The sequence below is a fragment of the Nocardia otitidiscaviarum NBRC 14405 genome (genome assembly GCF_000308635.1).
GTDB classification, from domain to species: domain Bacteria; phylum Actinomycetota; class Actinomycetes; order Mycobacteriales; family Mycobacteriaceae; genus Nocardia; species Nocardia otitidiscaviarum.
This window is the reverse complement of record NZ_BAGD01000023.1, coordinates 1-24,102: the sequence shown is the minus strand read 5'-3', so window position 1 is coordinate 24,102 and position 24,102 is coordinate 1. Positions and strand designations below refer to the sequence as shown.

General features: G+C 68.3%; 23 protein-coding genes. 9 read left to right on the top strand and 14 right to left on the bottom strand.

What is annotated here, in order from left to right:
* Positions 1-42 precede the first annotated feature (42 nt).
* Positions 43-1,596, bottom strand: coding sequence for an MFS transporter (locus tag ON31_RS02120; RefSeq protein WP_051036687.1), 1,554 nt, complete (start codon positions 1,594-1,596; stop codon positions 43-45).
* Between the two features lie 157 nt (positions 1,597-1,753).
* Here ON31_RS02120 and ON31_RS02115 point away from each other — a divergent pair, with 157 nt between their 5' ends.
* On the top strand, positions 1,754-2,485 hold the full coding sequence (locus tag ON31_RS02115) for a TetR/AcrR family transcriptional regulator C-terminal domain-containing protein (RefSeq protein ID WP_039808748.1): 732 nt from the start codon (positions 1,754-1,756) through the stop codon (positions 2,483-2,485).
* Between the two features lie 67 nt (positions 2,486-2,552).
* On the opposite strand, the gene ON31_RS02110 is transcribed toward ON31_RS02115, so the two are convergent.
* Both ON31_RS02110 and ON31_RS02105 read right to left on the bottom strand, forming a co-directional pair.
* A complete protein-coding gene (locus ON31_RS02110) occupies positions 2,553-4,016 on the bottom strand; it encodes a catalase (RefSeq protein ID WP_039808746.1) in 1,464 nt (487 codons plus the stop codon).
* A 42-nt stretch (positions 4,017-4,058) separates the two neighbouring features.
* Positions 4,059-4,478: a Fur family transcriptional regulator gene (locus tag ON31_RS02105; RefSeq protein ID WP_039808744.1), complete on the bottom strand. Its 420-nt coding sequence runs from the start codon at positions 4,476-4,478 to the stop codon at positions 4,059-4,061.
* 426 nt (positions 4,479-4,904) lie between these two features.
* Between ON31_RS02105 and ON31_RS02100 the strand changes: the two genes are divergently transcribed.
* Both ON31_RS02100 and ON31_RS02095 read left to right on the top strand, forming a co-directional pair.
* Positions 4,905-6,146 carry an APC family permease gene (locus tag ON31_RS02100; protein WP_039808742.1) on the top strand — a complete coding sequence of 414 codons (1,242 nt, stop codon included), beginning with the start codon at positions 4,905-4,907 and terminating at the stop codon, positions 6,144-6,146.
* Between the two features lie 48 nt (positions 6,147-6,194).
* Complete coding sequence (locus ON31_RS02095) at positions 6,195-7,559, top strand: serine hydrolase domain-containing protein (RefSeq protein ID WP_039808740.1); 1,365 nt, start codon at positions 6,195-6,197, stop codon at positions 7,557-7,559.
* 10 nt (positions 7,560-7,569) lie between these two features.
* Here the strand turns inward: ON31_RS02095 and ON31_RS02090 are convergent, their stop codons facing one another.
* Complete coding sequence (locus tag ON31_RS02090) at positions 7,570-8,802, bottom strand: helix-turn-helix domain-containing protein (protein WP_029932809.1); 1,233 nt, start codon at positions 8,800-8,802, stop codon at positions 7,570-7,572.
* A 174-nt stretch (positions 8,803-8,976) separates the two neighbouring features.
* Between ON31_RS02090 and ON31_RS02085 the strand changes: the two genes are divergently transcribed.
* Complete coding sequence (locus ON31_RS02085; protein ID WP_147287022.1) at positions 8,977-9,285, top strand: hypothetical protein; 309 nt, start codon at positions 8,977-8,979, stop codon at positions 9,283-9,285.
* Between the two features lie 176 nt (positions 9,286-9,461).
* Complete coding sequence (locus ON31_RS02080) at positions 9,462-10,142, top strand: YoaK family protein (protein WP_029932811.1); 681 nt, start codon at positions 9,462-9,464, stop codon at positions 10,140-10,142.
* 66 nt (positions 10,143-10,208) lie between these two features.
* Here the strand turns inward: ON31_RS02080 and ON31_RS02075 are convergent, their stop codons facing one another.
* Together ON31_RS02075 and ON31_RS02070 are read right to left on the bottom strand one after the other, a co-directional pair.
* Positions 10,209-11,243 (bottom strand): aspartate-semialdehyde dehydrogenase, encoded by a 1,035-nt coding sequence (locus ON31_RS02075; RefSeq protein WP_039808737.1) that lies wholly within the window; start codon positions 11,241-11,243, stop codon positions 10,209-10,211.
* Between the two features lie 5 nt (positions 11,244-11,248).
* Positions 11,249-12,514 carry an aspartate kinase gene (locus ON31_RS02070; RefSeq protein WP_029932813.1) on the bottom strand — a complete coding sequence of 422 codons (1,266 nt, stop codon included), beginning with the start codon at positions 12,512-12,514 and terminating at the stop codon, positions 11,249-11,251.
* Between the two features lie 272 nt (positions 12,515-12,786).
* Between ON31_RS02070 and ON31_RS02065 the strand changes: the two genes are divergently transcribed.
* Positions 12,787-13,206: a secondary thiamine-phosphate synthase enzyme YjbQ gene (locus ON31_RS02065; RefSeq protein ID WP_029932814.1), complete on the top strand. Its 420-nt coding sequence runs from the start codon at positions 12,787-12,789 to the stop codon at positions 13,204-13,206.
* A gap of 9 nt (positions 13,207-13,215) precedes the next feature.
* On the opposite strand, the gene ON31_RS02060 is transcribed toward ON31_RS02065, so the two are convergent.
* On the bottom strand, positions 13,216-13,791 hold the full coding sequence (locus ON31_RS02060; RefSeq protein ID WP_039808735.1) for a dihydrofolate reductase family protein: 576 nt from the start codon (positions 13,789-13,791) through the stop codon (positions 13,216-13,218).
* A gap of 137 nt (positions 13,792-13,928) precedes the next feature.
* Here ON31_RS02060 and ON31_RS02055 point away from each other — a divergent pair, with 137 nt between their 5' ends.
* From ON31_RS02055 to ON31_RS02045, 3 genes are all read left to right on the top strand, one after another.
* A complete protein-coding gene (locus ON31_RS02055; protein ID WP_039808796.1) occupies positions 13,929-14,114 on the top strand; it encodes a DUF1918 domain-containing protein in 186 nt (61 codons plus the stop codon).
* Positions 14,115-14,292: 178 nt separating this feature from the next.
* Positions 14,293-14,832, top strand: a complete 540-nt coding sequence (locus ON31_RS02050; protein WP_081592163.1) for an SRPBCC family protein — start codon at positions 14,293-14,295, stop codon at positions 14,830-14,832.
* Between the two features lie 70 nt (positions 14,833-14,902).
* Positions 14,903-16,114 carry a low temperature requirement protein A gene (locus tag ON31_RS02045; RefSeq protein WP_039808793.1) on the top strand — a complete coding sequence of 404 codons (1,212 nt, stop codon included), beginning with the start codon at positions 14,903-14,905 and terminating at the stop codon, positions 16,112-16,114.
* A 19-nt stretch (positions 16,115-16,133) separates the two neighbouring features.
* Here the strand turns inward: ON31_RS02045 and ON31_RS02040 are convergent, their stop codons facing one another.
* The 7 genes from ON31_RS02040 to ON31_RS02010 all read right to left on the bottom strand — a co-directional run.
* Positions 16,134-16,943 (bottom strand): ion transporter, encoded by an 810-nt coding sequence (locus ON31_RS02040; RefSeq protein ID WP_255221951.1) that lies wholly within the window; start codon positions 16,941-16,943, stop codon positions 16,134-16,136.
* A 92-nt stretch (positions 16,944-17,035) separates the two neighbouring features.
* Complete coding sequence (locus tag ON31_RS02035; protein WP_039808734.1) at positions 17,036-18,661, bottom strand: GMC oxidoreductase; 1,626 nt, start codon at positions 18,659-18,661, stop codon at positions 17,036-17,038.
* Positions 18,662-18,791: 130 nt separating this feature from the next.
* Positions 18,792-19,532, bottom strand: a complete 741-nt coding sequence (locus ON31_RS02030) for a type 1 glutamine amidotransferase (RefSeq protein ID WP_255221953.1) — start codon at positions 19,530-19,532, stop codon at positions 18,792-18,794.
* A 242-nt stretch (positions 19,533-19,774) separates the two neighbouring features.
* A complete protein-coding gene (locus tag ON31_RS02025) occupies positions 19,775-21,022 on the bottom strand; it encodes a Mur ligase family protein (RefSeq protein WP_039808732.1) in 1,248 nt (415 codons plus the stop codon).
* 135 nt (positions 21,023-21,157) lie between these two features.
* Complete coding sequence (locus tag ON31_RS02020; protein ID WP_029932823.1) at positions 21,158-21,781, bottom strand: pyridoxamine 5'-phosphate oxidase family protein; 624 nt, start codon at positions 21,779-21,781, stop codon at positions 21,158-21,160.
* Between the two features lie 52 nt (positions 21,782-21,833).
* Positions 21,834-23,603, bottom strand: a complete 1,770-nt coding sequence (locus tag ON31_RS02015; protein ID WP_039808730.1) for a hydroxysqualene dehydroxylase — start codon at positions 23,601-23,603, stop codon at positions 21,834-21,836.
* A gap of 27 nt (positions 23,604-23,630) precedes the next feature.
* On the bottom strand, positions 23,631-24,102 hold a 472-nt coding region (locus tag ON31_RS02010; protein WP_039808728.1), incomplete at its 5' end, for an EamA family transporter.

The following is a 24,102-nucleotide window of genomic DNA, read 5'->3' as shown; positions in this document are numbered from 1 at the left end:
CGAAGCCGCCGGGGCGCAAGCGTATTCGGTTGGCGTTCGGCGCTACCCGGAGGTCACCAGATCGTCGTCTCCGCCGCCCGGCGCATCCTGTTCGACCGGTACTCCCTCTCCCCCAGGCGCTTTCGCACCCCGCATCAGGAAGAAGGCGATGACCGTCGCGGCCAGGACGCTGGCCGCGCCGCCCAGGAAGGTGGCCGACATGGCAGTGGTGAAGGCGTCCTTGGCGGCCGTGATCAGCATGCCGTCGCCGCTGGTCAGGGCCGGGGCGATGCTTTCGCGGGCGGCGGCCGGGGCCGTGGCGGGCATCTCCTCGGTGTAGGTGCCGGCCAGCACCGCGCCCAGCACCGCCACGCCCAGCGCGCCGCCGGTCTGCTGGATGGTGTCGTTGAGCGCAGAGCCGACACCGGCCCGTTCCGGCGGGATCGCACTCATCAGCGCGCCGATGGCGGCGGGCATGGCCAGACCGGCACCCGCGCCGACCAAGCTCATGGCCAGGGCGGGCTTCCAGAATCCGGAATCGGTGGTGAGCAGCGACAGCATGACGAAACCGCCCGCCAGCACCGCCATTCCGACCAACATCACCGGGCGCACCCCGGCCTTCTGCACCAGGCCCGCGCCGATGCCGTTGAACACCAGCGCCGTCAGGGCGAACGGGGTGAAGGCGAGCGCGGTGCGCATCGGCGAGTAGTCCAGCACGAACTGCAGGTACTGGGTGAGCACCAGCAGCAGGCCGCCATTGGCGAAGGTGACGAGCACCAGCGAGAAGCTGGAGCCGGTGAACACCCGGTTGCGGAACAGCTGCAACGGCACCATCGGGTGCTCCGCCCGCAGTTCCCGGACCACGAACGCCGCCAGACCGGCCACCGCGATCAGCAGTGCGCCCCAGGTGCCGTCGATTCCCGCGGTCGGCCATTCGATGATCGTCCACACCAGCGCGGTGGTGCCGACTATCGACAGCACCATGCCCGACAGGTCCGGCTTGGTCCACGGCCCCTTCGACTCCGGCATGAGCAGCAGGGCCGCGGCGATGGCGACGATCGCGATCGGCACGTTCAGCACGAAGACCGAGCCCCACCAGAAGTGCTCCAGCAGCACACCGCCCACGATCGGACCGCCGACCATGCCGATCATGGCCACGGCACTCCAGGACGCGATGGCCTTGGGCCGCTCCTGCTCGTCGAACACCGTGATCAGGATGGACAGCGTGCTCGGCATGATGAGCGCACCGCCGACGCCCATCAGCACCCGGCCCGCGATCAGCAGCTGCGGGGTGTCGGCATAGGCGGCCAGCATCGAGGCCACGCCGAAGACCACCAGGCCCACCACCATGACGAGCCGCCGGCCGAACCGGTCCGAGAGGCTGCCCGAGGTGAGCAGCAGTCCGGCGAACACCAGGATGTAGGCGTCGATGATCCACTGGATGTCCTGGGACGTCGCGCCGAGTTCGGTGGAGATCTGCGGGATGGCGACGTTCAGCACCATATTGTCGATCACCAACACCAGGGAACTCAGGCAGAGCACCACCAGAATCCACCAGCGCTTCGGATTACGTTGTGGCGCTTCGGTGCTCACCGCCGCGCCCGCGATATCACTCATGTCGAATCCCTCTTCGATCCAGTTTGCCGTACACTGTTCGGCATCTTCGAACACTGTACGGCCACCCGAACAGTGTTCGCAAGCGAGAACATTGTTCGGTGCATCGAACAGCGTTCTAACAGCGGTTATGCTGGCCGCGGACAGAAGAGGAGAGGCCATGACAGCGAAGGCTGAGCAGTTTGCGACGGTATGGACGCGTCCCCAGCGCACGCGGCGCGACACCCCGGCACTGAACAGGGAACAGATCGTCGCGGAGGCCATCGCACTGCTGGACAGCGAGGGCCTGGAGGCGCTCAGCATGCGCAAACTCGGCACCCGGCTCAATGCCGGGGCCACCTCGCTCTACACCCATGTGGCGAACAAGGAGGAACTGCTCGAACTCGTCGTGGACGAGGTATTCGGCGAGATACGCCTACCCGAGCGGCTGGTGGCGGAGAACTGGCGCACCGACCTGATGGAGTTCGGCCGGAGCATGCGCGCCACCATGCTGCGGCACGTGTGGATGCCCGCCGTGCTGAGCACCGCCGGGCTGGTCTACCTCGGCCCGAATGTGATGCGGATGACCGACGGCATGCTCGGCATTCTCGAGGTGGCCGGATTCGACGCGACCACCTCCGACCGCGCCACCAACGCCATCTTCGCGTATCTGATCGGGGCCACCACCACCGAGACCGCCATGATCACCACGGTCAACCGCAGCGGCCTCGGCGAACAGGAGTGGATGGAGCAGATCATGACCGCTTCGCAGCGAATGAGCGAACCGTACCCGCGCCTGCACCGCAGCTACGCCCGACACCGCGAGCTGGATTCGGCGCGCAGCCGCGACGAATTCTTCGACACCGAACTCGAACTGCTCATCGACGGACTCGAGGCACGCCGCGCACGGTGACCGGGGGCCACGCAGCCGACACACGACTGCCCCCGACCGAAAGAGTCGGAGGCAGCGCGAATTTCACTCAGTGGCCGTTGAGCCCGGCGCGCACGCCCTCCTCGATGCGCTTGCCGAGATCGCTGTCCACGTTCTTCCAGTACTCGAACACCCGGCTCAGCACCGGCTCCCGCACACCGCCCAGCACGTGCCCGACCACATTGGCCACCAGGCGATCTCGCGCGGCGTCGTCGAGCACCTCGCGGACCAGCGTGCCCGCCTGCGTGAAGTCGCCGTCCTCGGCGTGCTGGATGTAACCCGCGCGCACCATGGTCGGATCGAAGTTCCACAGGCCCTCGTCACCGGCCCGCTCCGGATCGGCGTGCGGGCCGCCGAACGAATTCGGCGCGTACACCGGCACATCCGCCGGGTTGTAGTCGTAGCGCATCGGGCCCTCCTTGGAGTAGGAGTTCACCTCGGCGGCCTTGGCCCGGTTGGGCGGCAGCTGCGCGTAGTTGGCGCCGATGCGGTAGCGGTGCGCGTCGGCGTAGGCGAAGACGCGGCCCAGCAGCATCTTGTCCGGCGAGAAGCCGATGCCCGGAACGACATTCGACGGTTCGAAGGCGGACTGCTCGATCTCGACGTGGAAGTTGCCCGGATTGCGGTTGAGCGTCCACTTGCCGACCTCGATGAGCGGGTAGTCCTTTTGCGACCACACCTTGGTCAGGTCGAACGGGTTGAAGCGGTAGCCCTCGGCCTCGTCGACCGGCATGACCTGGACCTTCACCGTCCAGCTCGGGAACTCGCCGCGCTCGATGGCTTCCCACAGGTCGCGGCGGTGGAAGTCGGCGTCCTCCCCCGCGATGCGGTCGGCCTCGGCCTGGGTCAGGAATTCGATGCCCTGGTCGGTTTTGAAGTGGTACTTCACCCAGAAACGCTCACCCTGGGCGTTGACCCACTGGTAGGTGTGCGAACCGAAACCGTCCATGTGGCGGTAGGTCTTCGGAATGCCGCGGTCGCCCATCAGCCAGGTCACCTGGTGCGCGGTCTCGGGGCGCAGGGTCCAGAAGTCCCACTGCATGTTGTGGTCGCGCAGTCCGCTGCCCGGCAGGCGCTTCTGCGAGCGGATGAAGTCGGGGAACTTGATCGGATCCTTGATGAAGAATATCGGCGTGTTGTTGCCGACGATGTCGTAGTTGCCGTCCTCGGTGTAGAACTTCACCGCGAAACCACGCGGATCGCGCCAGGTGTCGGGGCTGCCCTGCTCACCGGCGACGGTGGAGAACCGCACCAGCGACTCGGTGCGCGCACCCGGCTGGAACAGCTTGGCCTTGGTGTATCGGCTGACATCACCGGTGACCACCAGTTCACCGAACGCGCCCGCGCCCTTGGCATGCACGATCCGCTCCGGCACCCGCTCGCGGTTGAACTGGGCCAGCTTCTCGATCAGATAGTGGTCGTGCAGCAGGATCGGGCCCTGCGTGCCGGCGGTGAGCGATTCGTTGTCGCTGACGACCGGGATACCGGTATTGGTGGTGGTCGGCTTGGTCATTCGACGTCTCCTCGGCTGTACTGCCTCGGGCTGCGAGGCATCTTACGGACGACAGGCCGGGCACAGCCCCCAGAAGACGACCTCGGCCTCATCGATCGAGAAGCCGTGGGTCCGGGCTGGTTCCAAACAGGGGGCCGCGCCCGCGGCACAGTCGACATCCACGACCGTGCCGCAACTCCTGCACACCAGATGGTGGTGGTTGTCCCCGGTGCGGGCCTCGTACAGCGCCGATGAACCCGCCGGTTCGATCCGCCGCAGCAGCCCGGCTCCCACACAGGCCCTGAGCACGTCGTACACAGCCTGCGTGGACACCGACCCGAGCCGTTCCCGCACCGTGGCGGCCACGGAGTCCGCATCCGAATGCGGCGCCGCGACCACCGCGTCCAACACCGCGACCCGCGGGGCGGTAACCCGCAGGCCGACTTCGCGCAATCGCTCCCGCGCGTCGTACCCGGTGTGCATGAACCCAGTCTCCCTCTAATCTGGAATAAGTCAAGAAAATTTTCTGGAATCACTCCAGAAAAATGATCTACGCAGGTAGACGTTGCCTCAGCCTAGATACGCCGACACGCCGAGCGGTCGGCAAGGCCCCGCCGGGGTCGCGCGAATCACATCCCCGGCCCCGGAATACATCCCGCACCCCCGCGGTTGTAAACCACTGTCGGCGTCCGGACAGCCCCGGGCCGCACCCTTCGTCGCTTCGAGCGACCACTCGCCGAGAGGCGCTTGTGGGACGTCGACACCCTTCGCAGTCATGCTGCGAGAGCCGCGCCGCCAGGAATCCCCCCGACTGGCGGCGCTTCGCTCTTTCCGAGGGACCCTCTTCCGAGGACCCGGTGCCGTGCGGGTCGGGTCGCGCGTAGGGGCCGGGGCGGCGACGATGTGGGCATGGCGACTCAGGACGATGCACTGCATCGGCGGCTCGGGTTGAGCGATTCGGTGGTGATCGGGCTCGGATCGATGGTGGGGGCGGGGATCTTCGCGGCGCTCGCCCCGGCGGCCGCGGCGGCGGGGTCGTGGCTGCTGCTCGCACTCGGGGTGGCGGGGGTGGTCGCGTACTGCAACGCCACGTCGTCGGCGCGGCTGGCGGCGCTGTATCCGGTGTCGGGCGGTACGTATGTGTACGGCCGGGAGCGGTTGGGACCGTTCTGGGGGTATCTGGCCGGGTGGGGATTCGTGGTCGGCAAGACGGCGTCCTGTGCGGCCATGGCACTGACGGTCGGCGCCTACGCGTGGCCGGAGCACGCGCGGGTGGTGGCCGTGGCGGCCGTGGCCGTGATCACCGCGATCAACTATGTGGGCGTGCGGAAGTCGGCGCTGGCGACCCGGCTCATCGTGGCGGCGGTACTGGTGGTGCTGGCCACCGTGGTCGCGGTGTGCCTGTTCGGCGAGCACGGCGGAGCGGCCCGAGCCGACGGCGAGATCGGGGTGCGCGGCGTGCTCGAGGCCGCGGGTCTGCTGTTCTTCGCCTTCGCGGGATACGCGCGCATCGCCACCCTCGGTGAGGAGGTGCGGGATCCGCGGCGAACCATTCCGCGCGCCATCGGCATCGCGCTCGGGTTGGCACTCGCGGTGTACGCGCTCGTCGCGATGGCGGTGCTGCTGGTGCTCGGGTCGAAAGGACTGGCGGCCTACGCCGATCCGCTGGCGCGCGCCGTCGACGCGGCGGGCGTGCCGGCGCTCGCCCCGGTGGTGCGGGTGGGCGCGGTGGTCGCGGCGGCCGGTTCGCTGCTCGCGCTGGTGCTCGGCGTCTCCCGGACCACCCTGGCCATGGCCCGCGACCGGCAGTTGCCGGGGGTGCTGGCGGCGGTGCATCCGCGCTACGGGGTGCCGCACCGGGCCGAGCTGGCCGTCGGCGCGGTGGTGGCGGTGGTGGCGGTGAGCTTCGACATCCGGGCCGCCATCGGGTTCTCCTCGTTCGCGGTCCTGGTCTACTACCTGATCGCCAATGTCTCGGCCGCCACCCTCACGGCCGCGGAAAACCGTCCGCCCCGGGCGGTTCCGGTGGTGGGCGCGATCGGCTGCGCGGTGGTCGGGCTGTCGCTGCCGACGAGTTCGGTGCTCACCGGCGCGGCCGTGCTGGCGGCGGGCGCGGGGGTGTACGCGATTCGCCGATTCGCCCGGCGGTGACCGGTATTTCTACCGCTGCCCAGGGGCCTTGACAGATAGCCTGTGCACATGGTGCGCAGGGGGCTCGCAACGGTCACGGCACTCCTACTGACGGCGGGATCGCTGGTCGGCGGCACCGTGCGGGCGGAAGCCGACCCCGGCCCGCGGGCGAGCACCACGTGCGCCACGCCGTCGGGACGCGAATTCGAGCGCGCCCGACCGGAATCCACCGGCCTGGACTCCGCCCTGCTCGCCGACGCCCTCGCCTTCGCCGCCACCCGCAATCGGCTCAACGTACAGGTCTTCCGGCACAACTGCCTGATCGGCGAGGGCCCCACCAACGCACAGACCGGCAACACCCCCTGGAACGTCTGGAGCATCACCAAGAGCGTGGTCGCACTGCTCGCCGGAATCGCCTGGGATCGGGGCAGACTCGATATCGGTGCGCCCATCGACCGCTACCTGCCGCCCGGACTCGGCAGCGCGAAGCACCGCTCGCTCACGGTGGAGCACCTGCTCACCGAATCCTCCGGGCTGCGCATCGGCGTCATCACCGAGGGGTTCAGCGGCGTCATCCCGATCGACCCCAACAGCGCGGTGCAGGCGCTCGGCGTCCCGTTCGACTACGAGCCGGGCACCCGGTTCGTCTACAGCCAGCGCAATGTCGACCTGCTGGCCTATGTGATCGAACGGGCGGTCGGCGAACCATTGCAGCGCTTCGCCCAGCGGGAATTCTTCGATCCGCTCGGCATTCCGCCGACCGACTATTACTGGGCGCGCGACCGTTCCGGAAACACCTACGGATACGCGCATCTCATGATTCCGCCGAACGATCTGGCCCGCATCGGCATGCTGGTGGCCGCGGGCGGCGACTGGGGCGGGCGGCGCATCGTGTCGGAAGCGTACCTGCGACAGGCGATCACACCGTCGGCGACCAGTTCCTGTTACGGCTATCTGTTCTGGCTCGGTCCGGGTTGCGCGGAGAATCCGGAATTCCTCCCGGATGACGTGTATTCCATGTCCGGACTCGGACTACAGCATGTGTACATCGTGCCCAGCCTGGATCTCATGGTGGTGTGGACCGGCGTCTTCGGCACCCATACCGACCGTGGGGTCACCGGGATTCTGCAATACGGCATGGAAGTGCCGCACGAATTCTTCCGACGGCTGCTGCGGGCATTCCGGGACAGCCCGATACCCGACCCGGGCCGCTACGTCGAGCCGCCCCTGCGCTTGGACCCGCGCCGGTACTTCGACGGCGATATCGCGCTCGCCGTCCTCGGTCTCGGACCGGCCGCCTATCCGGGCTGCAATGTGCTGTCCTGCTTGGACATTCCGCTCGCGCCGCCGTTCGCCGACGCACCGCCGGGGTGCCTGATCGTGGCATGCCTCGGCCCCGACCCACGCACTCCTGGCATCCGAGCCGGTAACTAGGAGCCGGCAACTAGGGTGTCACCGCGGCGCGCCCGGCCAACTCCCGCAATTCCTCCGACGGGCGGCGACCCGCGAACTGCAGCAGATCGCGCATCACCTCCCGAGCCCGATGATGGGTGTGTACGAGCTCCGGCGTCAGCCGTTCGGCCGTCAGCAGGGCTTCCAGCGCCTGATGCGCCTGCCGCCGCTGCGCGTGCGCCCGCGCCACATCCACCAGGAAGCGCGCCTGTCGTTCCGGGGTGAGCGTGGAAGCGTTCACGGCCCGCGCGATATCGAGGGCCTCACCGGCGTCACCGAGTTCGACGGCCACCGCCACCGCGTGCACGGCCACACTGGTCGGCCCGAATTCGGTGTCGAAGTCGTTGCGGTCGTCTCCGATGCGCAGGGCGGCACCGCGTGCGGCGGCGAGCCCGGCCCGCGACTGTGCGCGGTTGCCCTCCGTCGCCGCGATCACCGCCAGCATGAGCTGGAGAGATCCGTAGAGCGACAGGACTTCCGGCGTGCTCCGCCGATCGTCGTCCACCAGTGGTTCCAGTGCCGCCACGCAGGTCCGCGCGGCCTGTTCGGCTTGTTCGAACCGTTGTAGCCGCAGGAATGCCTGTGCCATGCGGTAGGTTCCGGCCACCACGCCGAGCGCGTCGCCGGAGCGTTCGGCCGCGGCCAGCGCTCGATCGGCCGCCACCCACGCGGCGTCGACCTCCTCCTGCCGGGTGAATGCCGTTGCCGCCGCCTGATAGGCGCGCGACAGCAGGCCCAGCACCTCCCGCCGCGTCGCCGCGACGCGTGCCGCCTGTTCCAGATCCGGAATGAGCTCCAGCAGGCTGCTGCCCACTTCGACGAGCCGTGACTCGTGTGCCAGCTGCCAAGCCAGATCGACGCGTTCGGCCAGCTGCGGCACCTCGACCGGCTCGCGACCGGTCTCGTCGTCGAACAGCCGATCCAGCGCCGGATGGCCGGTGAGCATGAGTCGCAACTGCTCGAAGACCGCTGAACCCACGCGTTCGCCGCCCGCACGGTCGGTCGACATCGGTTCGGCCGCTTCCGGCCGCAGATCTCGGACCGCGACTCCGAGAACATCGGCGAGCCGTTGCAGTACCGACAGTCTCTCGACCGGCAGTACATCCCGCTCTACCTGCGACACCCAGCTTTCCGACCGCCTGATGGCGGCGCCAAGCTCCTTCTGCGATAGCCCTCTACGCCGGCGCAACTCCGCTACCCGTGCCCCAAGGGTACTTTCGGCCACCGGGTCAAACTCCTTCTACCTGATGGGCTTTGCCGGCGATCACCGCCAGAGGATCGATGTGTGCGCCCGGCAGATCCCGCAGCGCCTTCGTAACGAATCCATGCTCACTCCTTCCGATCGGATCTGCCGACAAGGATTGCAGACCGGGCGAGCTTACGGCGCACAGTATGGAACATGGATTTTTCTTATTGCACCGCAATTTTTCTGTGTTTACCGTCATGGGTGGGAGCTGTCGATCGACACGAACGATACGGACGTCAAGAGGTGACCATGCCCGGCGAACTGTGGTTCTTCCTACTCGGAGTCGGAATCGGTGGTGCCGCAATGTGGTTCGCGGCCTGCGCGGTGACGGCAACCAGATATTCCAGCTTCGGCGAGGGACCGACGGTACAGAACATCACCGCCCGCCTGGAGCGCGAGGGAATCCTCTCCGCGCGCACCACGAAAGGAAACTCTCCGGCGCATCGAGCATCGTCCAGATGACTGAATTCTCCGATTCCCCATGTGCAGCAAATCGTGGATCGATTGATAGCAACTGGCTAGCAATACAGCCTGGCGACAGCTGATTCTCAGGATGCGTCGGTAAGACTGGTAGCGCTCACATCCTCCCGGAAGGAGCTCTACCTGTGCCGGAAACGGAAAGCAGCCCCTACGCGGGCATGTTCGACGCTGAAGCACGGCTGTCCTGGGTGCTCGCCGCCATGGCCGGTGTCATCGGCGCGGCGGCACTCCTGCACACCGAGGGCTACTTCGTCACCTTCATGACCGGCAACTCCGAGCGCGCCATCGTGAACTGGTTCGACGGGCGCAGCTCCATGGCCCTGGCCGCCATCCTGCTCATCGTCAGCTTCGTGGCCGGAGTATTCGTGGCGTCCTGGTGTCGGCGACACTTCTGGACCCAGCATCCGCACGGGCCGACGCTGCTCACCACGGCGAGCCTCGCCGTCGCCACGGTCATCGACTTCTTCACGGAGACACCCGCCGGAGCTCCGGACATCGAGTTGGTGCCGATCCTGTTCGTGGCCTTCGGCACCGGGGCGCTGAACACCTCGTTCGTGAAGAACGGGGAGGTGTCGGTGCCGATCACCTACTTCACCGGAGCCCTGGTGAAGATGGGGCAGGGGCTCGAACGCCACCTCGCGGGCGCGGCCACCGCCGCCGCCTGGCTGGGCCACTTCCTGATCTGGTCGTCATTCCTGCTCGGCGGGCTCATCGGCGGACTCATGAACATGATCACCGACGGCCTCGGGCTGCTGTTGCTGGCGACCATCGTCTGCCTGATCACCACCGTCTACACCTACCTGCACCTGGACCGGCACGGCCCACTGGCGACGGAGTGAGAGACGAGATCGCCCCCGATCCCAACGGGATCGGGGGCGATCGTCCGCGTGCGGTGAGTCGCCGCGTCAGCGGTTCTCGAGCAGCACCTCGGCGATCTGAATCGTGTTGAGCGCCGCGCCCTTGCGCAGGTTGTCACCCGAGATGAACAGGGCCAGACCGCGGCCGTCGGGGACACCCGGATCCTGGCGGATGCGACCGACCAGGGATTCGTCTATACCGGCCGCCTGCAGCGGGGTGGGGACGTCCACCAGCTTGACGCCCGGGGCGTTCTCCAGCAGCTTGGTGGCGCGCTCGACCGAGAGCGGTTGCGCGAACTCGGCATTGATGGACAGCGAGTGGCCGGTGAAGACCGGGACACGCACACAGGTGCCGCTCACCGCGAGCTCCGGCAGGCCCAGAATCTTGCGGGACTCGTTGCGCAGCTTCTGGTCCTCGTCGGTCTCGCCGGAATCGTCGTCGACCAGCGCACCCGCCAGCGGGATCACGTCGAAGGCGATGGGCGCGACGTACTTGTTCGGCGCGGGGAACTCCACGGCGGAACCGTCGTGGGTCAGCTTCTCGGCGTCGTCGATGACCGCGCGCACCTGCGAGGCCAACTCCTCCACACCGGCCAGGCCGGAGCCCGACACCGCCTGGTAGCTGGACACGATGAGGCGCTGGAGTCCGGCCTCGTCGTGCAGCACCTTCAGCACCGGCATGGCGGCCATGGTGGTGCAGTTCGGGTTGGCGATGATGCCCTTGGGCAGGTTCCGGGTCTGCTCCGGGTTCACCTCGGAGACAACCAGCGGCACCTCGGGATCCTTGCGCCAGGCCGAGGAGTTGTCGATGACCGTGACACCGGCCGCCGCGAAGCGCGGGGCCTGCACCCGGGACATGGTGGCACCGGCCGAGAACAGCGCGATGTCCAGCCCGGTCGGGTCCGCCGTCTCGGCGTCCTCGATCACGATCTCCCTACCGCGCCACGGCAGCGTCTTGCCCGCCGACCGCGACGACGCGAAGAAACGCACCTCGTCGGCCGGGAAATCGCGCTCTTCCAGCAGCTTCCGCATGACGGCGCCGACCTGCCCGGTCGCGCCGACGACACCTACGCGTACACCCATTGTGCTCAGCGCCCCGTTCCGGCGTGCACGACCGCCACCTCGTCGCCGCCCAGATCGAAGGCGCGGTGCAGCACCTGCACGGCCTCGTCCAGATCGGTGTCCTTGACCAGCACGGAGATGCGGATCTCGGAGGTCGAGATGAGGTCGATATTGATGCCCGCGTCCGCGAGCGCCTCACAGAAGGTGGCGGTGACGCCCGGGTGCGACTTCATGCCCGCACCGACCAGGGACACCTTGCCGATGTGGTCGTCGTACACCACCTGGGAGAAGTTGATCTCGCCCTGCCGCTTGGTCAGCAGCTCCACGGCGCGCGGACCCTCGCTCTTGGGCAGGGTGAAGGTGATGTCGGTCTTGCCGGTCTCGACCTTCGAGATGTTCTGCAACACCATGTCGATATTGATCTCGGCATCGGCGACCGCGCGGAACACCTTGGCGGCGTAACCCGGCTCGTCCGGAATGCCGACGACGGTCACCTTGGCCTCGCTGCGGTCGTGCGCGACGCCAGTGAGGATTGCTTTCTCCAAGGGGATGTCCTCCATCGATCCGTAAATGTAGGTGCCCACCTTGTCGGTGTACGACGAGCGCACATGCACGGGCACGTTGTAGCGGCGCGCGTACTCCACACACCGCAGCATGAGCACCTTGGCCCCGGTCGCGGCCAGTTCCAGCATCTCCTCGTAGGAGACCTGTTCGAGCTTCTGCGCATCGGGAACGATGCGCGGGTCCGAGGTGAACACGCCGTCCACATCGGTGTAGATCTCGCAGACATCGGCTTCGAGCGCGGCGGCCAGCGCGACCGCGGTGGTGTCGGAACCGCCACGACCCAGCGTGGTCACATCCCGGCTGTCCTGGGAGACACCCTGGAATCCGGCCACCAGCACGATGACACCCTCGTCGAGGGCCTCGCGGAGCCGACCCGGCGTCACGTCGATGATGCGCGCGTTGCCGTGCGCACCGGTGGTGACCACACCGGCCTGGGAGCCGGTGAAGGAGCGGGCCTCGGCGCCGAGTGAATGGATGGCCATGGCCACCAGCGCGTTGGAGATGCGCTCACCGGCGGTGAGGAGCATGTCCATCTCGCGGGCGGGCGGCGCGGGGGCCACCTGCTGGGCGAGATCGAGGAGCTCGTCGGTGGTGTCGCCCATGGCGGAGCAGACGACCACCACGTCGTGGCCCTGCTTCTTGGTCTCGACGATCCGCTCAGCGACGCGACGGATGCGCTCGGCCGATTCGAGCGAAGATCCTCCGTACTTCTGAACGACGAGAGCCACGGTGGAATCCTCCAAGATCGACAAACTGCTGCTATCGAGCACCCAGCCTACCGATGAGCGTCCAGGGGTTTTGCGCCCACCTCCCGGCTGTGACCCATGTAATGCCGCGCGAATATGACGAACAGATTGACTTCGGTGGTGACGCGGGTGCGGCGGTGTCCACCCGCCACCGGCGCGGTCGCGAACGGGCGGCGCGGTTTCATGCATAACCTCTATTGGCGAGAGCGCTGCCCGGCGGGACCATGGCGGGGAGCGAATTCGGGAGGTGAACGATGAAGAGCACGGTGCTCGAGGTGAAGACCGGGCACAGCGAGGTGGTGCACGACATCACCGGGCTGTGCGAGGAGTTCCTGCGCGAGGCGGCGGGCGGCGGCGACGGGCTGCTGCACGTCTTCGTACCGCATGCCACGGCCGGTATCGCGATCATCGAACTGGGCGCGGGCAGCGATGACGACCTGCTGGCCGCGCTGCGCGATCTGCTGCCCGCCGACGACCGCTGGCGGCACGCCCACGGCTCGCGCGGGCACGGCCGCTCGCACGTCATGCCCGCGCTGATCCCGCCCTATGCCACGGTGCCGGTGCTCGGCGGCGTCATGACGCTGGGCACCTGGCAGTCCATCGCGTTCGTGGACCTCAACGTCGATAACCCGAACCGGAAGATACGGCTCTCCTTCCTTGCCGACCCGGCGTGACCCCACGGGTCACGCCCGGCTGAACCAGGTGACCTGCGCCCCGTTGTCGAATTCCCGCCGCCGCGTGGGCCGGAACCGGGTCGGGGTGAATGCGCCGGTGAGCGCCGGGATGCCGGTCCCCGCGAGCACCGGATAGCTCTTGATGATCAGCTCGTCGATCTCGTCGATGAGCTGCCCCGCCAGTGTGCCGCCGCCGCACAGCCAAATCTTCTTCCCCTCTTCCTGCTTCAACCGTCGTACGAGTTCGACCGGATCGCTGTCGACCACGGTCACGTTCGGTTCGTCCACGGAGCCGAGCGTCGTCGAGACGACGTACTGCTTCAGATGGGCGTACGGGTTCGTAATGCCGTGCAGGTAGGCCGGGTCGTAGGTGCCGCGGCCCATCAGCACGGTGTCCCATTCCCGGTTGGGCGTGTCCACCGCCAGTCCGACCTGTTCGCGGATGTGGGTGGGCAGCGACTCCGGGTACTGCTCCGTCATCCACGCGGTCATGTCGTCGGAGAGGGGGTAGAAGTCGACCTCTCCGCCCGGTCCGGCGATGTAGCCGTCCAGGGAGACGCCCACGTAGTAGACCAGGTTTCGCATACTCTTACCGCCTCGATTGTTGTACTTCGTTCGTAGTGATTAGGAATGTAGTACTACGCCCGAAGTGGTGTCAAGCAGGTTTTCGACGGGCGCCGACCCCTTGTGACGCGCATCACGAACGGCCGATAATGCACATCATGCGAGCGAATGTCGGTGACCAGCTTGTTGTCCACACCCATGCCGTCGGGCTACGGGAACGCACCGGCGAGATCGTCGAGGTGCGCGGCGACGACGGCGCGCCGCCCTACGTGGTGCGCTTCGACGACGGCCACGAGAGCCTGGTGTTCCCAGGCCCGGACTGGGAAGTGAAAGCCCCGGACTGAGGGCGGTTCACCGCACCCTTCCGAAGTTTCTCGAAGATACTTCGGTCCAGCCCGATCCCCTTGCCGGACAGCAGGATTCGATCCTGTACCAGTTCCCGGCGGTACCAGCTATCGGACCGGTAGGTTGACTCCTAGAGCGACGCTCGTCACAATCGGCCCCTGAAGCTGGAGGGTTGTAATGCGTACTAAGACTGATCACCGATTCGTTGTCGACGTCGATCCCGAACAGGTGATGGAGGCGCTGCTGACGGTCGAGCGACTGCCCGACTGGTCGCCTTCCCACCAGGATGTGCGTGTCGCGACTCGCGACAGCTATGGGCGACCCAAGCGGGTCTACGTGTCGGCCAATCTCATGGGCCGACCCGACCGGCAGGTGGTCGAATACACCTGCACCCAGGATCGAATCGAGTGGAAGGTCACCGAATCCAGCGCCGGTGCGGGCGGCAAGGGCTGGTTCGAGATCGCCGATACCGAGGACGGCACCGAGGTCTGGTACCACTCCGAGATCCGCCTCCCGATTCCGGTGCCCGGCATGTTGCTCAAGCGCACCGCCAATCGCGAGAGCGAGACGCTGGTGGAGAACTTCATCGCCTACATCGAGGATTACGCGGGCATCGAGCCGGAGGCCGAGCCGGAACCGTACCCCGAGGGCGCGTACGAGCCGCGCGGGTACGCCGGGCCGCTGTACGGCGGATCGTTCGAACCCGGACTGGCCTGACCATTACGCCGGCGGCGGAAATCCGCCGGAGGTCCACGCCTTTCGGGCGATTCCTGCCACGATGTCCTTCATGAGCGAATCGCGCCGATCGCGGACAACAGCGGTGTCCGAGGGCTCCGCCGTCACTCAACTGGAACTGTTCTTCGACCTGGTGCTGGTCTTCGCCTTCACCATGGTCGCCGATCTCGCGGCCCACGAGACCACCGCGGTGAACATGTTGCGGGCACTCGTGGTGCTGGCCCTCATGTGGTGGCTGTGGGTCGCGTACTCCTGGCTGGGGAACGTGGTCCGAGCCGACGAGGGCGTGACCCGCCTCGGCATATTCGTGGCCATGGGGGCGACCTTCCTCATGGCGCTCGCGATTCCCGAGGCATTCCACGACCTTCCGGGCGGCTGGTACGCACCCCTGGTGTTCGCCATCGGCTACCTGGTGGTGCGGCTGGTGCACATCGTCGTGTTCATGGTCGCCAGCTCCGAGGACGCCCAACTGCGCGGACAGGTGGTGCGCTGGGGCCTGGGGTCGCTGACCATCGGCGGCGGACTGCTGGTACTCGCGGCATTCACGCACGGCGCCTGGCAGATCGCGCTGTGGATGCTCGCCGTGGCCGGAGACATGCTGTGGACGATGATCGCGGGCACCGACTGGCGACTCAACTCCGTCAAGCACTTCGCCGAACGGCACGGGCTCATCATCATCGTGGCGCTCGGCGAATCCATCGTGTCCATCGGCATCGGTGTGTCCGGGCTGCCCATCTCCTGGCCCATCGCGCTGGGATCCATGCTGGGACTGGCCATCTCCGGGCTGCTGTGGTGGGCGTACTTCGATATCGCGGCACTCACGGTCGAGCAGGCCATGCACCGGGCCGACGGGGCACGGCGGATCAAGATCGCGCGAGCCTGCTACACCTACTGGCACTTCCCCATGATCGTCGGCATCATCGGACTCTCCGTGGGCCTCAAGAAGGTGCTGAACTACGTGGGCGGGGCCGACGGACACACGTTGGAGGACAAGCTGTACGGCATTCCGCTGTACGGGCTGTTCGGCGGCGTGGTGCTGTACCTGGTCGCCCTCGTGGGCTTCAAGCAGTACGCGACGGGTCAGGTGAGCACGCAGCGGCTGGTGGCCGCGGTGGCGCTGCTGGCGCTGATCCCCGTCGCCGCCGCGCTGCCCGCCCTGGCGGCGCTCGGCATCCTGTGTGCCGTGCTGGCCGTGCTCATCGTCTGGGAAACGGTGCGGCACGCGCGGTTCCGCGACGAGATCCGACACGGCCACGCGGGGTAGGCAGCCGTCGGCGGACCGGTCAGCGCTCGAGCACGGCCGAGCGGTCCGGGACGGGCGGCGGCCGATGGTCGAACGAATCCGGCACCCGCACGCCCGCGCGCACCGCTTCGCGCATCTGATCCACATTCTCCCGCAACACATCGGCGACCAGCTCGTCGGTGCGCGGGTCGGCCAGCACGTCGAGCACCACGCGGAAGCTGGCGTCGGCTATGCCGCGAATGATCTCCTCGTGGAAGGGCAGATAGCGCACGCGACCCAACTGCGGATCCTTGCGGATGGTCTCCAGGATCATCTGATCCAGCTCGGCGCGATTCTCCTCCAGCGCCGCCGAGATATTGCGGGTGAAATGGGCGGTCCGCAGCACCTGGGCGACCTCGTCCATGACGGCCACCGTCACCGGGCGCTTGATGGTCTCGACAATGGTCCCGACCGAGCGGTTCACCACCGCGGCGGTGACCCGGTCGCCGAACGCCCGGTCCGCCACCCGCGCCAGGCGCACCACGACCACCACGATCCGCAACAGCCGGAAGCCGCGGAAGAACGGGCTGGTCACCGGGATCATGCCCAGCACCTCGTACCAGTAGACGAACGGGAACGACCACGGCCAGCCCTCGCGCCGCCAGCGCCAGACGAACTCGATCGCGAAGACGCCGCAGATGATCCAGTCCACCACCACGATCGTCCGATAGGTGTTGTCCGCCACCGGAAAGAACGTCACCCAGCCGACCAGCACCACCGAGACGACGGCCAGTGCCAGCATGGCGAAATCTGTCCACAGCACCGGCGGTTTGCGCGGGTACTCACCCTCCACGCCGCTGAACTGGCTCACGACGGCCCCTTCCACCTCGAAACAGCCAAGCCGAGAGTAGTTGCCGCGCCGGTGCCGCGGGCGGAACCGAACCGGGCCGGGCGATCCGGCGGCTACCGTCCGGCGCGGAGGATGGCCTCGATATTGCGTTCGGCGACGGCGGTGATCGTCAGGGACGGGTTCGCCGTGGCGGTGCTGCCGGGCAGGGCCGCGCCGTCCATCACGTACAGGCCCGGGTGGCCGTGCACGCGGCCGTAGGCGTCGGTGGCGCGGCCCAGCACCGCGCCGCCGAGCGGGTGGGCGGTGAAGAATGCCTGGGCGTCGTAGCCGATGGGCGTGTAGTCCACAATCGCGCGGCCGCGCTCGGCGATCCGGTCGTCGACGGCACGGCAGGCGGCCAGCACCTGGTCCTGGGCGTGTGCGGGCCAGGACAGACCGACCCGGTCGGTGGCGCGGTCGTAGCCGAAACGGGCGCGGGTCGGGTCCAGCACCATCCCCAGTGACGCGATGGCCCCGGTATCCACCGGAATGCCCGGCACGTACCAGTTCTCCAGGGTCAGCGGCACACCCGATTCGTCCAGGATGCGGCTGGCGCTCGGGACGCCGTTGCCGACCCCGGTGAGGGCGTTCGCGCCACGCGCCAGCACCGCGTCGCCATTGGTGCCCCAGCCGTCGCCGACGTGCTCGTTGAGGTGTGGCAGCGCACCGGTCGCCTGGGCGCGCACCAGCAGTTCGGAGGTGCCCACCGAACCCGCGCCCAGGAACAGGCGGTCGCAGGTGAGGGTGCGGGTGGACAGCACCTGCCCGGTGGGGGCCAGCTTGGTCACCGTGACCGCGTACCGGTCGCCGTCCTGCGCGATGGCGTCCACCCGGTGGCCGGGATAGATGCCGGTATTGCCGGTGGCCTCGGCGTAGCGCAGGTAGTTCTGGTTGAGGTCGAACTTCGCGCCGTTGGAATTGCCGAGATTGCTGCGCGCGGCGATGGCGGAGGCGCGGGTGGTGCCCGCCAGCTCGCCGCGAATGATGTTCCAGTCGAAGGCGGAATCGTTGGCCGTGGGCTGGTAGCCCGCCGCCCGCACCTGCTGATCCCAGATGCGTGAATGCGTGAACGGCGCGGAGCCGTACACGTCCGCGGGCATGGGGCTCAGCCGCAGCATCTGCCGCACCCGCGGGTAGTAGACGCGGTCCAGTTCGTCGTAGTTCACGACGCCGCGGAAGACGGCATCGAACAGATGCCGCTCGGGCGCGACCATGGCCCCGGTGAAGACCACCGAGCCGCCGCCGACCGCCGCGGCCCGCCACACGTCGATACCCGGGTACTCGGTCACATCGAGGACACCGCCGAAGCTTGCGAACGACATCGGCACCTTGGTCACGCCGGTGAAGGTGTTCCGATGCCAGAACCCGCGTCCGTCCGGCAGATCGTCACCGGTGAAGATCTCCCGCCACGGGTCGTTGGGCCACCGTGATCCGCGCTCCAGCACCGTGTTCCGCACCCCGGCCTCGGCCAACCGCAGGGCGGTGACCGACGCGCCGAACCCCGAGCCGATGACGATGGCCTCGGTGTGCTCCGGCGGATCCGGTAGCGGCGCAAAGATTTCCGGCACCCATGCCTCGAACAGCGCATGCCACAGGAAATTCGCCGACGCCGGTCCGGCACCGCGCGTGGCGGCCCCCGTCCCGACGCCCGCCAGCAGAGCCGCCACCCCGGCAGCCTTCAAGACGGCGCGCCTCCGCAACCGGCCACCTCCTCATCAACCAATGGCCGCGCGCGACACTACCGGGCCGCCGCCCGCACCTCAACACGTTCGCAATATCCGCGCGAGCACTATGTGGAGTCGGGCCGACCCGCACGGGCCGCGCGTTCGCTCAGGCGCGCAGGCGTTCGCGGCGCAGCTGCTCCACCTCGGGGAGGTCGAGAGGCGGGAGGGAGTCGACGCCGAGGGCCTTGGCGAGCAGGTAGTCGGCGAGTTCCGGGTTGCGGGCCAGGGCGGGACCGTGCATGTAGGTGCCGATGACCGAGCCCTGCACCACGCCCTCCAGGCCGTCGCCGACGCCATTGCCGACGCCGCGGGTGACGCGGGCCAGACCGGTGGCCGCGCCGCCGAGTTTCGTTCCGCCACGGTGGTTCTCGAAGCCGGTGAGGGGCTGGCTCAAACCCGCGAGGATCGGGTTGGTGACCACCTCGCCGATGGCGCGCTCGGCCTGCGGGGAGGTGGTGACGTCGATGAGGCCGACACCGTCCACGCGTTCGCCCGAGGAGGTCTCGTACCAGTGGCCGAGCACCTGGATGGCCGCGCAGATGGCCAGCACCGGCACCCCGCGCCCGGCGGCGGTCTGTAGGCCAGGGTAGCGCTGCAGGTGGCGGGTGGCCAGGCGCTGCGCGGAATCCTCCGCACCGCCCAGGGTGTAGATGTCGAGCGAGTCGGGAACCGGCTCGCTCAGCGAGATCTCGACGATCTCGGCGTCGTAGCCGCGCATCCGCAACCGCTGCCGCAGCACCACCGCATTGCCGCCGTCACCGTAGGTGCCCATGACATCGGGCAGCACCAGACCGATGCGCACCGTGGACTCACTCGACCGCTGCCCTTGCGCCGCAGCCTGTTCCACGCGGGCGGCGGCCGCGATCCGCTCCGCGGTGATGTCCGCCGCCTGCGACGAGGCAGCGGCAACCACATGCTCACCGACGCCCGACGACGACGCCACCTCGGCACCATCTGCGGCCGCAAACTCACCGGTACCCGCCGACGGGGCCACCGCAGCGCTCGAGCCAGCGGTGTCCGCGGGCCCGGCGTGGTCGGCGGTATCCCTCGGCCGCTCGGTCGTGTCTTCCGGTCGATCGCTTCGCTCGCTCATGCGCGCACCCCCGCCTTCTCCTCCAGATCGCGGTTCAGGTCGCGGAATGCCGTGTAGTTGGCCAGCACCTCCACCTGGCCCGGGGGGCAGGAACGGATGGCGCGCACGGGGTCCGCGACGATGGTGTGCTGTACCCCGGCGTAGGTGAGGCGGACCGCGAGGTCGGTGGCGCGCTCGCCCGCCGCCACCACCCGGGTGCCCTCGAAGTGTTCGAACCGCACGTCCCACAGCCAGGACAGGTCCTCGCCGTCGGGCACCTGGCCGTTGACCGCGATCACCAAACCCTTGGCGGCGGGGTCGATCATGGACAGCGCCTCCTGCCAACCGGCGGGGTTCTTGGCCAGCAGCAGCCGGGTCGCGTGGTCGCCGACCTGAACGGTGCGGTAGCGGCCCGCGATCTCCTTCACGGTCGCCGCCGCCGCGACGGCCCGCGCCGGATCGGCCCCCAGTGCGATGGCCGCCGCCACCGCCTGCGCGGCATTACCCCGGTTGGCGCGTCCGGGCAGCGCCAGGCTCAGCGGCAGCTCCAGTCCGTCCGGGCCGTACAGCGTGTGCTCGTCCACCCACCAATCCGGTTGCGGGCGTTTGAAATCCGTGCCGGTGCTGTACCAGTGGTCGCCCTCCCACAGAATGGGCTCGCCACTGCGCGGGCAGCTGGTGGCATCGACCTGCCAGCCGCTGCCGGCCGCCACCCACACCACATTCGGGTGGTCGTAGGCGATGGAGGTGACCAGCACGTCGTCACAGTTGGCGATGAGCACGGCGTGCTGGTGCCGGGCCATGCCCGCGCGCAGGCGGCGCTCGATCATATTGATCTCGCCGACCCGGTCCAGCTGGTCGCGGCTGAGGTTGAGCAGCACCACCGCCGAGGGATTCAGCGCATCGGACACATGGGGCAGATGCAGCTCGTCCACCTCGATCGCGGCCAGCGGCGCGGTGCGATTCGCGGTCAGCGCGGCCACGATGCCGGCGTCCATATTCGCGCCGTCGGCCTGGGTGGCGACCCGGCCCAGGGTACCGAGCGCGGCCGCCGTCATCCGGGTGGTGGTGGACTTGCCATTGGTGCCGGTCACCAGCACCGTGCGCCGTCCCCGGCCGAGCTGCGTCATGAGTGACGGGTCGATCTTCAGCGCGATCAGCCCGCCGATCATCGACCCCTTACCGCGCCCGGCCTTCTGCGAGGCCCACGAGGCCGCGGTCGCCGCCCGCAGCGCCACCCGCCCGCGCACCGAAATGTCTGCCACGCCGCGAGTCTATTGCCGCCACCGCACCCCGCCACACGCGGTCCGCGTGATCCCTCTCGCACAGACCGAACGGTCAGGGGGAATCCGTGGCGGTATCGCGCGGGAGACCCCCGCCACCAGTTCCCCCTCGGCGGGTCAGGACTTGTAGAGGGACTGGGCGTAGTTGGGTTCGGAGTAGTAGTGGGTCAGTTCCTCGAGGGATTGGGGGGTGTCTGGTTGTAGTTCTTTGACCAGGTGGGCTTGGGTGGGGAGGGTGTCGGCGGGCCAGCGGTCGGGGTGCCAGAGGTTGGAGCGCAGGAACGCCTTGCCGCAGTGGAAGAAGATCTGGTCGATGTCGACCTCCACGGCGAGGATGGGGCGGTGGCCGCGCACGATCATGTCGTCGAAGTACGGGGCGTCGCGGACCAGGCGGGCGCGGCCGTTGACGCGCAGGGTTTCGGTGCGGCCGGGGATCACGAACAGTACGCCGATGTGCGGGTTGTCCAGGATATTGAGGTAGCCGTCGGCGCGACGGTTGCCGGGACGCTCCGGAATCGCGATGGTCCGATCGTCGAGGACCCGAACGAATCCGGCGGGGTCACCCTTCGGGGAGGCGTCGCAATTGCCCGCGGCGTCGCTGGTCGCCAGCACCACGAACGGGGACGCCGCGATCCACTCGCGGTCGCGCGGGTGCAGTTGGACGCGCTCCTTGGCGGCGGCGCGAGGATTCACCGCGCCCAACAGTTCTCGCAGTTCCTCGGGGTCGGTGATCTCGCTCATGGATTCGATTGAACGCCTCGATCCGGCTGCGGCACCAGGGGTTTGTGAACAATCAGACCGGGCCGTCGAAGAGGTTCGGCTGGCCGCTGGCGTAGCGCGCGACATCCAACTGCCGGAAGGGCTCCAGCTCCGCCGCCCGGTACAGGGTGAACAGGCGACAGCGCGGGGCGGTGGCACCCGTGACGTCCAGGATGGCGTTCACCGCCGTGCGCGCCGACTCCGACGCTCCCTCCATGGTGGCGAGATCCACGTTCGTCCGCACGTAATCGCCTGCCAGATACAGATTTTCGATGGCACCGTGGCACTCCGGGCGGAGCGCCCACGAGCCGGCCGTATTGATCAGCAGCGGGTCGGCGTTCTCGTTGCGGCGGGTGGCGGCATTCCAGGTGATGCCGGTGTCGAGGAACCAGGAGTGCAGATCCTCGTCGCGCAGCAGTTCGGAGCGGTCGTTGAGGTGGGCCTTCAGCTGCGCCCACACCTCGCGGACGATCTCGTCGTGGGTGCACTCCTTGGCCGTCTTGCCGTAGAGCGGTCCGGGGGTGTTCCAGTCGGAGATGTCCACCGACAGGCAGTCGACGACGGTGCCGTCCCCGTGCTCGGACAGTCGCACGCGCGGCCAGAACTGATCCTGGGAGATGGAGGTCAACGACCACGGGGAGTCCACGTAGGCCACGTGGCCGCGCGCGATGGCGGTCGGTCGGCGCAGGAAGAACTGCAGGCCGGTCATCCAGTCCACCATCAGCTGGTGCATGCCCGCCAATTCCGGTCGCAGCGCCAGGATTTCGGGAGTGAGCAGGGTGCGCGCCGCCTCCACGGGCAGGGCGCACACGAAGTGGTCGGCCGCCACCGTTTCGGCCGCGCCGGCGGCGGTCACCACTCGGGCCGAGCCGATGCGGTTGCCGCTCACCTCGAGTCCGCGCACCTCCGCCGCGACGAAGCGCACGCCGAGTTCACGCAGCCGCGCCGCCCACGGGTCGATCCACGCCTCATTGGTGGGGCCGTCCAGAATCCGGTCCAGCGCACCGTCATTGCCGATCTCGAGCGGATTGCCGAGGAACTGCTCGCCCATATTGCCGATGGTGCGGGTGCTGGCCAGATCGTCCCGTGCCGCCACCAGCAGGGTGGTGAGGGTGCGGGACATGAGCATGCGGAATTCGCTCGACCGGTTGCGCGCGCCCACGTAGTCGCGCCAGGACACCTTGTCCCACTGGCCATATCGGCGGGCGTCGCAACTGGTGTTGAAGACCAGCAGCCGGTTGGCGAAGTAGAGGGCGTCCTGATAGGGCATCTTCGCCGTGGTGGAGATGGCGGAGCTGACCGTCTCGCGGAAGTCCTCCGGTGTCGCCCAGACCCGGCCCGCCTTGCCCAGCGGCATGATCACGTCGTCATTGTCGCGACGGGAGAAACGCGCCTCGGGTGCGGCGATCAGGTTGTCCCACACACCATTGGCGTTGCCCGCGAACGGGATTCGCCGCATGGTATCCGGAATGTGGTGGTAGAAGCCGGGGAAGAAGCGGAAGCCGTGCTCGCCCCACAGATCGGGGCGACCGCCCCGGCCGCTGCCCGGCACCCGCATGCTGCGCGCCTTGCCGCCCAGTGCCCGCCGCTCGTACACGGTGACCTCGAAGCCGCGCTCGGCGAGTTCGTGCGCGGCGGTCATTCCCGCCACGCCGCCGCCCAGCACCGCCACCCGACGGCCCGCCGCCGCCCGCGCGGGGGCGGACCGCAGCCCGGTCGTCACCGCCCCCGCGGTCACCGCGCCCGCCGCGACCGTGCCGCGCAGCACCGACCGCCGCGACACGGACATGCGCTGTCCTGCCATTCCCTTACCTCCCAGCCGGGACCGATCCTAGGCAGCGGATTCCGCCCTGTGGTCGGTTGGGGTGCGGGACTTCTCTCCGAGAGCCAGCGAATGTGCGAACCGCGCGGGTGCGGGGCGGCCGGTGGAGGTGGCGGTGAAGGCTCCGATGATGACGACGGCCGCGCCCAGCAGGGACAGGGCGGTCGGGGTTTCGTGCAGGAAGGCCCAGGCGGCGGCGATGCCGACCACCGGCACCAGCAGGGACAGCGGGGCGACGGTGCCCGCCGGGTAGCGGCTCATGAGCAGGGTCCACAGGCCCGAGCCCGCGATGGTGCCGAGCAGGACGATGTAGGCCAGGGCCGCCAGGGCGGGCCAGCCGGTCGCGGTGCAGGATTCGGCCAAATCCCGCCAGCCCGTGGTGGGGCCCTCGGTCAGCGCCGAGAGCGCGAACATCGGCAGCGGCGGGACCACCGCCATCCACAGGGTCAGGTGCAGCGGGTTCACCCCCTCGGTATCCGCC